At 38.2% G+C, this 15,448-nt stretch carries 14 protein-coding genes; 4 read left to right on the top strand and 10 right to left on the bottom strand.

Annotation, left to right across the window (positions count from 1 at the left end; all coding sequences use genetic code 11):
* Positions 1–862: 862 nt before the first annotated feature.
* From FAZ19_RS13240 to spt, 5 genes are read right to left on the bottom strand one after another with little or no spacing between them, the layout of a single operon-like run.
* Positions 863–1,258: a GtrA family protein gene (locus FAZ19_RS13240; protein ID WP_136821230.1), complete on the bottom strand. Its 396-nt coding sequence runs from the start codon at positions 1,256–1,258 to the stop codon at positions 863–865.
* Between the two features lie 3 nt (positions 1,259–1,261).
* Complete coding sequence (locus tag FAZ19_RS13245; RefSeq protein WP_136821231.1) at positions 1,262–1,948, bottom strand: CDP-alcohol phosphatidyltransferase family protein; 687 nt, start codon at positions 1,946–1,948, stop codon at positions 1,262–1,264.
* Between the two features lie 12 nt (positions 1,949–1,960).
* Entirely contained in the window at positions 1,961–2,959 is a 999-nt protein-coding gene (locus FAZ19_RS13250) for an NAD-dependent epimerase/dehydratase family protein (RefSeq protein WP_136821232.1), read from the bottom strand.
* A complete protein-coding gene (locus FAZ19_RS13255; protein WP_136821233.1) occupies positions 2,956–4,077 on the bottom strand; it encodes a GNAT family N-acetyltransferase in 1,122 nt (373 codons plus the stop codon). Before FAZ19_RS13255 ends, FAZ19_RS13250 begins: the two co-directional genes overlap by 4 nt.
* Before the next feature lie 5 nt (positions 4,078–4,082).
* Positions 4,083–5,291: a serine palmitoyltransferase gene (gene spt, locus FAZ19_RS13260; RefSeq protein WP_136821234.1), complete on the bottom strand. Its 1,209-nt coding sequence runs from the start codon at positions 5,289–5,291 to the stop codon at positions 4,083–4,085.
* A gap of 358 nt (positions 5,292–5,649) precedes the next feature.
* Between spt and smpB the strand changes: the two genes are divergently transcribed.
* Positions 5,650–6,105, top strand: a complete 456-nt coding sequence (gene smpB, locus FAZ19_RS13265; protein WP_136821235.1) for an SsrA-binding protein SmpB — start codon at positions 5,650–5,652, stop codon at positions 6,103–6,105.
* A 41-nt stretch (positions 6,106–6,146) separates the two neighbouring features.
* On the opposite strand, the gene FAZ19_RS13270 is transcribed toward smpB, so the two are convergent.
* From FAZ19_RS13270 to FAZ19_RS13280, 3 genes are read right to left on the bottom strand one after another with little or no spacing between them, the layout of a single operon-like run.
* The gene (locus tag FAZ19_RS13270; RefSeq protein WP_136821236.1) at positions 6,147–6,551 is read right to left on the bottom strand and encodes an acyl-CoA thioesterase; all 405 of its coding nucleotides are present in this window, start codon (positions 6,549–6,551) and stop codon (positions 6,147–6,149) included.
* A 13-nt stretch (positions 6,552–6,564) separates the two neighbouring features.
* Entirely contained in the window at positions 6,565–8,382 is a 1,818-nt protein-coding gene (locus FAZ19_RS13275; RefSeq protein ID WP_136821237.1) for a MutS-related protein, read from the bottom strand.
* A 51-nt stretch (positions 8,383–8,433) separates the two neighbouring features.
* Entirely contained in the window at positions 8,434–9,090 is a 657-nt protein-coding gene (locus tag FAZ19_RS13280; protein ID WP_136821238.1) for a protein-L-isoaspartate(D-aspartate) O-methyltransferase, read from the bottom strand.
* 324 nt (positions 9,091–9,414) lie between these two features.
* Between FAZ19_RS13280 and blaOXA the strand changes: the two genes are divergently transcribed.
* From blaOXA to FAZ19_RS13295, 3 genes are all read left to right on the top strand, one after another.
* Entirely contained in the window at positions 9,415–10,242 is an 828-nt protein-coding gene (gene blaOXA, locus FAZ19_RS13285) for a class D beta-lactamase (protein WP_136821239.1), read from the top strand.
* Between the two features lie 101 nt (positions 10,243–10,343).
* Positions 10,344–11,201: a DUF4886 domain-containing protein gene (locus FAZ19_RS13290; RefSeq protein WP_136821240.1), complete on the top strand. Its 858-nt coding sequence runs from the start codon at positions 10,344–10,346 to the stop codon at positions 11,199–11,201.
* A 50-nt stretch (positions 11,202–11,251) separates the two neighbouring features.
* Positions 11,252–12,115, top strand: coding sequence for a DUF6265 family protein (locus FAZ19_RS13295; RefSeq protein ID WP_136821241.1), 864 nt, complete (start codon positions 11,252–11,254; stop codon positions 12,113–12,115).
* Between the two features lie 83 nt (positions 12,116–12,198).
* On the opposite strand, the gene priA is transcribed toward FAZ19_RS13295, so the two are convergent.
* The gene (gene priA / locus FAZ19_RS13300; protein WP_136821242.1) at positions 12,199–14,679 is read right to left on the bottom strand and encodes a replication restart helicase PriA; all 2,481 of its coding nucleotides are present in this window, start codon (positions 14,677–14,679) and stop codon (positions 12,199–12,201) included.
* Between the two features lie 278 nt (positions 14,680–14,957).
* Positions 14,958–15,347 carry a DUF423 domain-containing protein gene (locus tag FAZ19_RS13305; protein WP_136821243.1) on the bottom strand — a complete coding sequence of 130 codons (390 nt, stop codon included), beginning with the start codon at positions 15,345–15,347 and terminating at the stop codon, positions 14,958–14,960.
* Between the last annotated feature and the right edge of the window lie 101 nt (positions 15,348–15,448).

Here is a 15,448-nt window from a genome sequence, read left to right on the forward strand (position 1 = left end):
TCTCCATAGTAAAATGAAGTGTAAGACCAAGACTATTTATAATATAAACAGAATTGTCTTGTTTTTATATCTATTCCGGACTGACCTGGCTGGTCAGTTATTGCTAACTTATCGTTCTTAACTTTCGTCAAAAACTTCAGCTACTCGTTACGTTACATGATCATTTCCTTAAAGAACTTCCTTCGCATCCGCTTCGCGCTTCTGCTGCTATTTCAAAGCCTTTCGGCCCTTTTTATCCTTTTAAAATCCCCCTTCGTTTCCGACGGGACTGCAAAGGTAGAAATCTTTTCTGAACTTCCAAAATAAAAAAAATTTATTTTTTCGGCCCCTCTCCGATTTCCGCGTTTAAACATTGTTAAACCCTTCTCTTTTCAGGTGCCGGGCCCTGAGGTCCGGCCGTTCCTCCCTTGCGGAGTGGTGCAAAGATAGGAACTTTACAACATTACTTCCAAGCTTTCGAACAAAGTTTTTTATCCACCGAGCGTAACCTGCTGGAAGTTTGAACGATAAATTCACGCACGCCCGGTGGCAGCACCCGGCTGCATGCTCCCGAGCCGCTTTCATGCACGGAAATCAGGCAGCCGGTGTACACCTTCCCCCGCCTTTCCCCTGACCAATACCCAACCATCTTCGACCGATATATTGGCTTTGCCTTAGTGTTATCTTAGTGTTATCTTAGGGCTATCTAGGAAAAGGTAAGGCAGCACTAAGACAGGGGTAAGACAGGCGTAACCTCACGGGGCCGAAACGGGCGAACAACGTCCAAAGAAAGGGCGAAGATAGTCCGAAGAAAACTAGAAAATGCGGGAGCTTTCCCAAGGTAGAACGGAACACTTTGCAAAAAGCGTGTAATTTCAAGTTGCTAAGGAGCGTTTTTTTTGAAAACCCAATATTTTTGCAACGTAAAATTGAAACCTAGTGAAACAATAACCTCTACAATTAATCGTGTTATTCTATAATCAATACCTGTTAATGAAGATAATAAGGGAGTTCCTTGGGATTTTAACATTATACTTCCGACGACGACTAGTATGAATTTCCATAATTGATTCACAACTGGAACTTCCTCCTTTTTAAAGGTCCAAAAACGGTTAATGGTAAAATTGACTATTGCTCCTATTCCTCCTGAAATCACAATAGAAGTACTGATGGTAAAATCGAGAATCTCTTTACAAAAGAGCATAATCCCATAATCAACCAATCCACCAACAAAGGCAGATACCTGGGCTTTAAGAAATTCTTTTACTTTAGGGAACATTTCCTATTGATTGTTCAATTTATTCTGCTTCTCACTGGCATCTCTAATATCACCCAAGTCCAGAAGCTTTTTGGTGTCGCTAAAATTTATAAAAAGTAAAGCAATACAAATCAAAATCACCGAATAATTAATCGAACCTGGAATGATCATTTCAAGAAGCAGGACGATAGAAATCACGACTCTGATCTCGGTGGGTCCCAAAAGCCCGGCGTCTATAGTGTATTTATCTGTAATTTTATAACGCAATTGAGAAATAATCATGGCCCAGCCATACAATGCAACCAAAGCAAACCCAGAATATTTAAAGTCTCCAGGCGCATAAAATACATAACCTAAACCAATGAAGACAGTACTTACCCAGTCCATAATAATATCCAATGCAAAACCGTACCATTTCCGTGATTTATTTCTATAAAACGCGATCCTGCCATCCAATGAATCACCAAACCACTGCACAAAAAAGCCAACGATACCTAACAACAAGTAATTTAAATGAACGTTTTCTGCCAGAAGAAAACTTGCTAAAATCATAAGTGACCCTAAAAACCCGATCGCCGTTAATCCATCTGAAGACAACCAATTGGGAATACGCGGCACCAAATATGAAATAAATTTTTGCTCGGGATTGCTCAATATATTCGTGCGCTTTCTATCTTCAAAAAGCTTCTTATTAATCTTTTGACTGCTCATTCTATAAATACTTTACAACCAATTATTTTCTTTGTACCAAACAAGACTTTCTCCTAACCCTTGTCTAAGGTTATATTTAGGGTTGAACCCTAACTTATTTTTAGCCTTCGATATATCACAGCCCCAATTTTCGGCGGTCAACTCGTTCAACCTTTCGGGATAAATAACAGGCGTTCTCTTCGAGTTCTTATAAATGGTTTCGGATATTTGTGCAACTTTTTTAACTATACTAAAGGGGATATGAACACGAAGCAGCTTCCTCCGTAGTGTCTCCTTGAAAATATCGGCCATTTCATATTTAGAATAGATATTGCCATCGGTAATATTATAAAACTGTAGCCCTTTCTGAGGCACCACACATCCTTTTAACAACACATTCACTAAATCTTTCACATAAATAAAGCTTAGCTTCTGTGGCTTTCTTCCAATATAGGGATCTAATCCCTTATTCATCGTTTCAAAAAGAATAAATAAATCCTTTTCGCGAGGGCCATACACAGCAGTCGGACGAAATACAGACAGGGGTCTATCCGAAAAATCCGCTTTAATCATCTGTTCCGAAGTAAACTTACTGCGGCCATATACCGTTACAGGGCTGTAAGGTGTTGATTCATCAATAAGTTTATCGCTAGCATAAGCAATAGGCCCAACTGCGGCAAGACTGCTCACGTACACCAGTCTTTCCAATGGCATATCTGCGGCGAAGGCAGCTTCAAGAATATGCTGTGTATACCCCACATTAACGTCCAGCAACATCTTTTCCTCTTTTGCTTTAGTCAATGCAGCAGCGTGAATAATATAATGATATTGACATTTTTCGAATAGCTTCTTCAATTCGCTAACAGAAGAAAAATCAGGAAACACAAATTGATCCACAAAAGATTCAATTTCCGTGATATTACTCGACCGCCGAACTGCAGCGTGCACTTCGAAATTGAGATTTTTTGCCGCTTCGACTAGATGAGAACCAACAAAACCGCTAGCCCCCGTAATTAAGATTCTTTTTCTCATATCGCTTTTTCATAGAGGCGATACTGCTTATATAATCTTCCGTTGATTTGTTCAATAGCATGATTCATCATGTAATTATGCTCCAGCATCCACGAGCACTCTCCTCTTTCTATCCCGTAAAGACCGGCATTTTTAATAATTCTGCCATATAAACAGGCTTCTATTCCCATTTTTCTGTAATCTTCCAGTACCCCCAGCATCATCACCCGCAAAGACTTTATTTTCTTTTTACCAAATAGAAGTTTGAAAATTCCTGTTGGGAATAATCTTCCTCTTTTTATATTTATTAATATTTCATTAATATTTGGAATCCCCACCGCAAAACCAACAATCATATTATCCTTTTCTGCAATAATACAAAAACGCGGGTCTACTATCATTTTCAAATCCTTCGCCACATAAGCAAATTCTTCATCCGTCATGGGTACAAAACCAAGATTTTTATCCCAGGCCTTATTATAAACCGATTTTATCTTTGCGGCTTCATTCTTAAAATCTTTTAAGTTAATAAGGCGCAACCTAATACCGGATCTACTTAAACGCTCTTCCAAGCGCTCCATTAACTGTACGGAACGCAAACTCGCCTGATCTGTTGGTATATCGTAAGCTCTTAAGTCAACTTTCTTATCGAATCCGAAATTTGCAATTAGATCCGTGTAATATGGATAGTTATACGGCATCATCGCTACTGGGGGAAATTCATACCCTTCAATCAAAAGACCACAGGTTTCATTTGTAGATTGATTGACTGGCCCAACCACATTATTTCCTCCCTTTCCTTTTATCCAGAAAACGGCAGCTTCAAATAAAGCGTTCGCAACCATTTGGTCGTTCACACTATCAAAAAAACCAAACTGGCCTTCATTTACTTGATTAAATTCATTGTGATTTACATTCCAAAATGCGCCGATCCTGCCTACAATTTTATTATCTGTATAAGCAAGGAACAATTGTGCCGAAGAATGTTTATAGAAAGGATGCTTGTCTGGGTTAAGCAAATCGTCTTGCCCAACAAACAACTCAGGGACGTAATTAGGATCCCCCTTATACAAATCATGCGGAAAATCTATAAATTCCGCACGTTGTTTTTTTGTTTCGACTGGGATAATCTCTATCATTACGATTAGCTAATAAACGTTTCAACTTCTAATGTTTTAAATACTTTAGCCATCTTATCAACAGCCTCATCGATCTGATCAAACGTATGTGTAGCCATCAAAGAAAAGCGTATCAAAGACTCTTCTGCAGGTACTGCTGGAGCAACAACAGGATTTACAAAAATACCATCGTCCTGCAGCATCTTAGTAACATAATATGTTTTATCATTATTTCGTACAAAAACAGGCAAGATGGGACTTTCCGTAGCCCCTAAGTCAAATCCATTCTCCAACAGAAGTTTCTTGGCGTAATTCGTATTTGCCCACAATCTCTCGATGTGCTCCGGTTCTGTCTGAATAATCTCTAACGCCTTTAAAGTAGATGCAACAGAAGCAGGCGTCATACTCGCACTAAACATCAATGAGCGAGCAGAGTGTTTCAAATACTCTATCGTATCTTTATCTGCAGCCACAAAACCTCCCAAAGAAGCCAAAGACTTACTAAAAGTACCCATTATCAAATCAACCTTATCTGTCAGTCCGAAATGACTACCCGTACCTGCCCCCTTTTCTCCTATCACACCCAAGCTATGTGCATCATCACATAAGAGAGCTGCGTCAAACTCTTCCGCGATCTTCACCAATTCAGGAAGCTTTACAATATCCCCCTCCATACTAAAAATGCCATCAGTAGCAATAAACTTCAAGCTATCTTCAGGCAATCGAGAAATCTTAGCACGCAAATCTTCCATATCATTATGCGCGTACTTTATAACTTTAGAAAACGACAAACGGCTACCGTCTATCAGAGAAGCATGATCCCGTTCATCCAGTAAAATATAGTCATTTCTACCTGTAAGACAAGAAAGAGGCCCTAAATTGGACTGAAATCCAGTGCTAAAAAGTATTGCAGCTTCTTTTCCAACAAAATCTGCCAATCGCTCCTCGAGCTCAACATGAATATCTAACGTTCCATTTAAGAAACGAGAACCCGCACACCCCGTACCATATTTCGCGAGCGCATCCTGTGAGGCTTGGATGATTCTTTTATCTGTAGTCAATCCTAAATAAGAATTTGACCCGAACATCAACACCCGTTTTCCATCAATCAGCACCTCAGTATCCTGCTTAGATTGAATAGGTCTGAAGTAAGCATATAAATCATTCGACTTAATACGCTCTAGTTCCCCATTTAGAAACTTTGATGTTCTTTCACTTAACTTTCCCTTGCTCATGCTATAGGTGTTTCTTTTTGTTGTGATAATACTGAAAAGCTACTCTTTTTTACTTTTTGACCAAACCTTATCAAATGTCAAAATTAAAAAAAACAAAACAACATATACAATTTTAGCTTTCAAAATACGTTAATACTACACCAATCCGCTAACGGTCAACAATTTAAACTAAAACATGTACATCTTGTACATTATAAAAATCGGTGCAAACATACAAAACTTCAAGATATTTCGCATAGCCGAAAAACCATATAAATATCATAAAATTAAATTATTGTTAACATAACTCCAATAGAATAATGAATTAAAAGTGAATAAATTCCTAATTTTATTACATTTGCTGTCATTTGCAACAAATATGGCTATATCTTCACAAATCAATATTAAGAATAAAAGAGCATCATTTGAATATCATCTGTTAGACAAATATGTAGCTGGGATTAGATTATTAGGTACCGAAATAAAATCTATCCGTGAAGGGAAGGCAAACATAAATGATAGTTTTTGCGCTTTTTTTGAAGACGGATTGTATATACGTAACATGCACATTGCGGAATATTCTTTTGGTTCCTTTTATAATCATGAGTCAAAACGGGATCGTCAATTGCTACTGAACAAAAAAGAGTTAAAGAAAATAAAAGAAAAGGGAGAAGAGAAAGGGTATACTATTGTTCCGCTACGGATATTTATCAGTGAGAGGGGCTTCGCAAAAGTAGAGATTGCTGTTGCACAAGGTAAAAAAGACTTTGACAAACGGGAGACAATTAAAGATCGGGACAGTAAGCGTGAACTCGACCGTGTGATGAAGCGATAACAATGCGGTACCAGTCAAGCTTAGTAGGTGTTGTTGTTGTACTATCTATCAATATTAAGTCCTTCTAAAACTGGGGTAGGTTCTTTATTTTGATTCAATGCCACAAAAGTAAACATGCCTTGGATTGCTAATTCCCGCCCATCTTCATACATTTTTTCCAAATAAATTTCTACACTTACTTTTAGGCTTGTTCGTCCAATGCTATACACGCGAGCAATGGCCTCGATAATACTACCCGAAGGTATAGCTCTTTCGAAATTAATCTTATCTGAAGACACTGTTACCAACGTCTTTCTGCAAAATCTCGTGCCCGCCATAAAAGAAACTTCATCCATGATTGCCATTGCTTTACCACCGAATAAAGTATCGTGGTGATTAGTTAAAAAAGGAAATACGGTTGTACAAACACGGGTCTCGGACTGATCAATTCTCTCTTCTAATGTCATTGAATTACCAATTTTAAGTAAAGTTGGATTTATCCACGTCAATCCCAATACCTTTCAGAAGTAAAGAAGCATTAAACACCGTACACTGTCCATCTTTAAGTTTATAGTCAAATAACATTTCTCCATCCTTTATTTGGATGTCAAAATGATAATTTTCAAGAATTGAAGGATATTCATCTGCTAAAGACGCCAGCTGCAAATCGTGTGTCGCCACCATCCCCCTACCATTCATCGCAATCAATTTCTTGATAATAGCACGAGATCCCAAATACTTGTCTACTGAATTTGTACCCCGTAACATTTCATCGATCAAAAAGAAGCTGTCGTCGGCGACTTCCACTATACCCAGAATAAACTTCATTCTGTCCAGCTCTGCTTTAAACGTAGAGGTGCTTTCATTCAAACTATCTTTGATACGCATATAAGTAACTAACCTGTAAATCGGCAATTTCAACTCCTTTGCACAGACAACTGCTCCAGCATATGCTAATACGGCATTAATCCCTACCGTACGTAAAAAAGTACTTTTACCGGCCATGTTAGATCCCGTTACCAAAGCTACGCGATGCGTCCTTGCACTGTAGTTATTTGCCACAGCCTGATCATCCGGAATTAACGGATGATTAATACCCTCAGCTTGTATACCCTCTTCAAGGTAATTATCTAAAATTACAGGATTAGTCCATTCAGATTCATTTCTTTTTAGTGTTGACAAGCCTACCAAAGCTTCGAAGTTGGCAACTACATCAAACGCATGAACAATATCTCCTTGATAACTTTCTTTCCATTTTACAATGGCTAAGACTTGGCGAAAGTCCCACAGAAAGATTATATTGAGAATTGCACCTACTAAAATATTGTTTCTTGCATCTAGTTTATCTACCAAAGTACCCAATTCGCGAAAAGCCTGCGAGAGTTTCTTTTCGGCATTATCTGCTTTTAGTTCCTGTTGAAGGCAAATATTTAGATCCGTTGAAAATCTCTCATCTTCAATAAGCCGGATCGCATCCGAGTAAGCAACCAAAATAGTTCCAATTTTATCAATCTTACTCGAAAAATGACCTACTTTACTTCCTAAAACCATAGACCAGCAAAGATGAACCAGCCCCACAATCGCAAGGTATCCCCAAATAGAATAGACAAAAACCGAAAAAAGTACCCCTATTAAAAATAGTACCGGCGCTATCGTCACATAAACCTTCATAAAAGATGACCCAAAATTTAAAGACTCGTCGCCGAGATATTTTGTTACAAATGTTTTGATATTCGTTTTTTGTCCGAGGTTGAAAAGTAACTTGGCTTGTAGGTCTTGTGCCCATTCTTTCTTTTCCGCAATTTCAGCGCTCGCACTTTGTCGCCTCCGTATGATGTCCTTAGTTGCACTCGTCAAAAACCAAGAAGCTAAACGTTCCACTCCATCTGGAGTAGCAGATCGATTTACTTTTTCAAACAAAGAATGCGGACCAAAAATATCTAAATCCGAAATATAAGGGTGTTTTCCATCTTCGAACTGTTCTCCATTGCTATATATATTCTTTTGGTCATCTAAAAGATCTATTTCATTTCTATTCACACGAAGAAAAGCCTTTTTTTCTTCTCTTTTCTTCTCTAACTTACTCTGTCTCAAGATCAGATAAGAAAAGAGAAAAACAATAACAACCACCGTTACAAACAACAAAAGAACGTTATTGAATTGAAATACTTTAAATAGGATTGTTCCACCGGTTAGTATTACCGCCAATCGAAGTAAACTGTTGACATTAACTTTTTTTTCAATGGCCACCAGTTCTGCTTCAGCGGCGGATATATTACTTTTGTAAAATTCTTTCATTTCTGCCCTAAAGATAGCAAAAGAACATAATATAATATCTCAATTAAGATTTTACCAAGCCTTGTCACCTACCAATGGTACAAATCGAAACGTATCCAAAACAATACGCTCAAAATCATTTTCACCAACACGTAAAATTGTAATCATCTTTTGAGAATTTTCATCCCCCACAGGAATAACTAAAAGACCTCCCAATTTCAATTGCTTAAGCATCGCATCCGGAACGAAAGGAGCTCCTGCAGTTACTATAATTTTATCATAAGGAGCATATTCGGGAATCCCTTTAGACCCATCACCCAAAAAGAAATTGGGTTTATAACCGATATAAGGCAAAACTTGTATAGTACGGTTGTATAAGGCTTCTTGGCGTTCAATTGTATATAAATCAGCTCCTAATTCCAACAATATGCAAGACTGATAACCAGATCCAGTCCCAATTTCTAAAATCTTATCCCCCTGTTTTACATGCAATAGCTCTGATTGATAGGCTACTGTATAAGGTTGTGAAATCGTTTGTCCATCCCCGATTGGGAAAGCAATATCTCTATATGCCTGATTCCAAAAGGTTTCATCAAAGAAAAAATGACGAGGCACCTTGGCGATCGCGCGCAACACATTTTTATCTTCGATTCCTCTTTTCTCCAGATGTTTGACAAGTTGCTTGCGTGCGCCTTTTTCTCGGTAGTTATCTACAAATTTGTATGCCATTGTTCCTCAAAAATACCATTGTTGAGGCATATTTTCTTAATTAAATGCAAAATGTTTTAGCTCAGTAGATTCGTGGATTCGAAAATTCAGACTATCCATATAAGTGTGCTTTTCCAAAGATTTTACTATCTTACCTCCTTAAATTTAAACTATCATGACTTTTGCAATCAAACTGAGAAATAATAACGAGAGCTTCATTATTTACAAACCTGTTGGCACCAACATATCATAACCCTAAAGCGACTAATTGTAAAGTAAACAAATTACCTACGCGAGCTCTTTAGTACAGCTTAGTAACAACATATTACTTATCATTAAATACGAATGAAATATAGAAAAAGACTACTCGTTCTCGTCGTTCTTACAAAAGTTATAGTTGGATGCGATAGTCCCAAAAGTGGCAGCAAGCTTGATGAGAGCTATAAAACGACATTTGATAAAATATTAGAAGCTCAGGATGTAAATGGGTCTATTTTAATCTATGACCCCCAAAAGAAAATTTACTATTCAAATGATTTTCATTGGGCTAATACAGGTTTTCTTCCTGCATCCACTTTCAAAATACCAAATGCCATTGTTGCAATGGAAACATCTACCATCAGCAACGACAGTGCGATAATAAAATGGGATGGAAAAAAGAGGGCGTTTGAAAGCTGGGAAAAAGATCTCACATTTCGGGAAGCTTTTCAAGCTTCTTGTGTACCGTGCTTTCAAGAGATTGCCCGTAAAATTGGTGTAGAAAACATGGAAAATTATCTCAATAAATTGCGCTATCCTACTATGGATGTAAGAGAAGAAACTATTGACAACTTTTGGTTGAGGGGTAACTCCAAAATAACCCAAATGGAGCAAATTGATTTTCTGCAACGTTTTTACACAAAAAAGTTACCCATCCTAAACTCGACTCGTGACAAAATGCTGAAGCTTTTCGAAATCGAAAAAACACCCGAATATACACTAAGCGGAAAAACAGGCTGGTCATATAACGAAAAAGACAACAACGGGTGGTTCGTTGGTTTCTACCAAAGAGGGGAGCGTATTTATTATTTTGCTCTTAACGTCGTTCCGAAAGATGTCAATAACATGGAACAATTTGCTACCGCCCGCGTAAATGCGATCCGTGAAGCGTTGCACCAAATGCGGCTCTTGTAAGTTTCGGCGCTACCACGCTACTCCCACAAGCCCCGGAGAAATATGCATTAATTAAGCATCGATATATAAAAATGAAACAAACGAAGAACAACTTTATACCTATGAAAAATATTCTTTTATTCCTTTTAATTACCACATTACACCTTCCGGTCGTTTTCGGACAAAAAGCAACTCCTGAAGATGATGATATTTTAAAAATTCTAGCTATCGGGAATAGTTTTTCAGAAGATGCATTAGAAAACTACCTTTACGAACTTGCTGCCACAGCTGATAAAAAAATTGTGATTGGAAACATGTATATCGGGGGTGCATCTTTGGAACTTCATACAAAAAATATCAATGAAGATAAAGCAAATTATAGCTATAGAAAAATCGACTTGGATGGCACAAAAACAACGCGCAAAGGGATTAGTATATCCAACGCCCTCAAAGATGAGAATTGGGACTATATCAGCCTGCAGCAGGCCAGTCCCTATTCGGGCCAATACGACATCATCATGAAGAGTCTTCCTCAATTATTAGATTATGTAAAAGGGGTTGTTTCTCCAGATACTAAAATTGTATACCATCAGACCTGGGCCTATCAGCAAGATTCGAAACACGAAGGATTTAAAAATTACAATAAGAATCAGATGACAATGTATAACGATATCGTAGTGGCAACAAAAAGAATTCATAAATCCAAACAATTCGCCTTTGTTGCCCCAGCTGGCACGGCTATTCAAAACGCGCGCACAAGTTCTATCGGCGACCATTTTACTCGCGACGGCTATCATTTAGATCTAGCTTACGGGCGCTTTACTGCCGCTTGTGTTTGGTATGAAAAGTTATTTCGTCTTGATGTTCGCAAGAATCGCTATAAACCAAAAAATGTCAGTGAGCTACAGGCTAACATTGCCAAAGACGCTGCTCATAAAGCCGTAAAAAAACCTTTCAAAATTTCTAAAGTAATGCGCTGATAACTGATAAAAATAAATATCTTAGTATCACTCACCACACACGAAAAATTATGAAGTACTTGCTCGTATTTTTAACCGTTCTTCTTACCCAACGAAGTATATCGCAGACGATATTTCCGGATTTTCTTGAAGGCACCTGGAAGAGGAAGGATAAGAACCATTATGAACATTGGGATAGATTGAATTCACGTACCTTTAAGGGATTTTCTTATATGCTAAAGAATGGCAGTATAACGGTTACGGAATATGCCACTATCCATCAAAGAAAAGAGAAGGAAATCGTGTATTCTGTGGCTGTAAAAGGTCAAAATTCGGGCAAAACGGTCAACTTTAAACAAACTCTTTCTGATACCGCTCTAGTGTTTGAAAACCAAGCTCATGACTTCCCCAAAAAAATTATATATAAAAAACTTACCGATTCTGAGGTCTTGGTGCAAATTTCAGATGGGGGACAAAAAATTTATTCTTACACCTTATTGAAAGAGAATACAAGAAACACGACTTTAGATTCCAATAATACCAACCCAAATTACAATTATACACTCGCCGAAAAGTTAGGAGCAGACAACTATGGAATGAAAAAGTATATTCTTGTTGTGCTAAAAACAGGAAGCAATCAGACAAACGATAAAGAATTTATAAATAACACTTTTAGAGGGCATCTTGATAACATCAATAACCTCGTAGAACAAGGTAAGCTAATTGTTGCAGGGCCTTTGGAACAAAACGAAAGAACTTTTCGAGGGATTTTTATTCTAAATGTAGACTCTATGGCGGAAGCAAATGAGATATTGCTAACCGACCCTGCCATTCAGGAAAATCTCCTTGCTTACGAATTATTTAATTGGTATGGCTCCGCGGCATTGCCAGAGTACCTTCCTTCCGCTGATAAGGTATGGAAACTATCCCCTTAATAATCCGACATCGAAGGCATCAATAATGCTTTTATTCAAATACCGACCAACACATAGCAGGGCAGATCGGTCTTTTAAAATGCTTAATATGGATCTACATCTATTTGGATACGAATCCCCGTATTGTGCTTATCCAGCTCAAACAGCATAATCGTCTGTCGGATAAGATCTTTCACTTTATGAATACTGATATTCACACGCTCTATCTTTAAAGTAATCGTTTGGATATAGTGATTTCGCACACGCGATACCAGTGGTGGCTCCGGTCCAAGAACCCTATGCCCTAGATGAGAACGAAGCGCAGTGGCCATTCTCGTAGCAGAGTCTAAAACCTGTTGTTGGTCCGTATGCTTGATATCCATTCTTATCAGTCTACAAAATGGAGGGTATAGAAAATTTTTACGCTCAGTAATTTCCTTCAAAAACATACCGTCGTAGTCATGATTCACTACCTGTTCAATTACCCGATGCTGCGGCGTATAGGTCTGGATGATTACTTTACCCAGCGATTGCCTTCTCCCAGCGCGTCCCGCCACCTGAGAAAACAATGAAAAAGCCCGCTCATACGCCCTAAAATCAGGGAAATTAATAATTGTATCCGCGTTGATAATTCCAATTAGGCTCACACGTCCGAAATCCAGCCCTTTGGCCACCATCTGTGTGCCAATCAATACATCAAATTCATGATCGTCAAACGCACCTATTATCTTGTCAAATCCGTATTTACCCTTTGTTGAATCCAGGTCTAGGCGGCTTATTCGAAGTTCCGGCATCAAGATCTCTAATTCTTCTTCCACCCTTTCGGTACCAAACCCTTTGCTCTCCATATGTGGCATACCACAAGCCGGACATACATTAATCGGCGATTCAGAATGCCCGCAATAATGACAATGCAATAAATGTGATGTTTTATGATAGGTCAAACTAACATCACAATTGACACATTTGGCGACGTACCCACACGTACTACATTGTACAAACGGAGTATGTCCGCGACGATTCTGAAATAATATGATCTGTTCCTTTTTACTTACTGCCTCCGCTATATTTCTTAGAAGATCTGCACTAAAATAGGAATGCATCTGTTCTTTTCGACTTTCTTCTGGAATATTTATAATCTGAATATCTGGTAATTGTGCAGCTCCAAAACGCTCCAATAATCCTACAAAACCATATTTACTTGCCTTGGCATTGTAGTAACTTTCAATAGAAGGTGTTGCCGAACCCAATAAAACTCTTGAATGGTGGATATGGGCCAAATAGATAGCCGTATCCCTTGCATGGTAACGAGGGGCTGGATCATATTGCTTGTACGAGTTTTCATGTTCTTCGTCAACAATGATAAGACCGAGTTCTTTAAATGGTAAAAACACGGAAGAACGTGCCCCAATTATAACCTTATATTCATCTTTGATAACCTTATGCCAAACTTCTGCACGTTCATTGTCATTAAATTTAGAATGATACACACCCAGTTGGTTGCCAAAGTGCAATTTGAGCCGAGCAGTGATTTGTGCCGTAAGTGCAATTTCTGGCAGCAGATACAATACATTTTTACCGTCCGCCAACGCTGCCTCTATTAGTCGAATGTAAATTTGCGTTTTTCCAGAAGCTGTTACCCCATGTAACAGCACAACTTCTTTGTTTTCAAATTGAGCTTCAATATCGTCATACGCTTTTTGTTGGCTTTCACTAAAGGTAAAATCTTTTGTAAGCAAAATATCTGAATCATTGAATCGGCTAACGAGCTTCTCTTTAATGTCAAAAACTCCTTTATCGATCAATGCGGATACCGCACCTGCTCCACAGCCAGAAGTTTCCATAACATCCTGACGCGTGATATCTTCCTTCGTTTTGGACAATTGCATAAAGGCAAGAAAAGCATCTTGTTGCTTAGGTGCGCGATTGAGGCTATCTAATACCATTCGTTTTCCCTCGGCATCGCTATATTCCGATGCTAAACGCAAAAAAGCTTTTGTTTTGGGTTTATATCGTTCCTTAATTTCTTCCGAAATCAAAACGTACCCTTTTTCGAATAATGATTTTAACAAGGGGAATACGGATTTCTGCCCCAATATCTTGACCACGTCACTAACTCTTAATTCACCAGCTATATCTAAAGCTTCCAATATCAAATAGGCTTTGTCAGAAACATCTGATCTATCGAGATTAGGATTTTCGGCTAAAACAATTTTTGTTTCTGAAGCCATCTTCAGCGCTGCCGGAAGGGCTGCTTGCATAACTTCTCCAAGGTGGCACATGTAATATTCTGCCATCCACTCCCACAGTTGCAATTGTGCCCCGTCCACAATAGGTTCCTCATCCACAACATCCAGGATGTATTTTGCTTCATATTTAACAGGTGCTTCTGTAGAGAAAGATCGCACAATAGCGGAATAAATTTTATTCTTCCCAAATTGTACAATTACACGAACCCCTATTTTCACACAATCATTCAAATCATACGGCACACGATATGTATATGTTTTTGCAATCGCTAAAGGGAGAATAACTTCTACAAAAAACGTTTTACGCTTTTGATCGAACAACTCTGAATTGGACATAAAACAAACTTAGATAAAATGCTTCGCATTCACCAATGCCTATTCGTAAAAACACTATTCGTAATTGGCTTTTTATGCAATTATAATCTCTCCTAATGATGGTAGTGTAATAAAGAAAGGATGTTCTAAATCATTTTTTACCACCTCTTTCGTCGGCGCGAGTCAGATTTATTTTCTCTATAAAGAAGCAAACCGACAAATTAATCCTTCGTTCAAAACACAGGGTAGTAAAAAACTTCGACAATAGAATTATCGAGGTTAAATATATTATATTTGGCTTAAGCGCGATGTCGTATTGCTGCTACAAACAGCCCGATCCACCCCGTCATAAAAAAAAGCCCACCTATAGGAGTAACCGGACCAAGCCAAGACGCGATCTCTATATCGAATAGAGATCGTATACTCAACACATATAGCGAACCGGAAAAAAGTAAGATTCCAGCTGTAAAAGCGATGTACGAAACACGTATCGAAGGACTTTTAGCCCTTGAAAATGTAGACAAAAATAATAACGCCAAAGTATGATAAAAATGATATTGATTAGCGGTCTTCCAGGTTTCAAGATGGTATTCGCTTATTTTCCCTTCTAAACCGTGTGCACCAAACGCACCCAATATAACAGCGATCAACCCCAAAAAAGAGGCCGTCAATATAATCTGCTTATTCATCTAATTTCTAAAAGTTCAACTTAATTGAGATATTGCTTATAAATGTAAAAAATATCCTTTAAAAGCACAGCTATTTTCGCTTTTTTATTTGTTCGGGTTTT

Origin of the sequence: Sphingobacterium alkalisoli, from assembly GCF_005049105.1 — a bacterium.
GTDB classification, from domain to species: domain Bacteria; phylum Bacteroidota; class Bacteroidia; order Sphingobacteriales; family Sphingobacteriaceae; genus Sphingobacterium; species Sphingobacterium alkalisoli.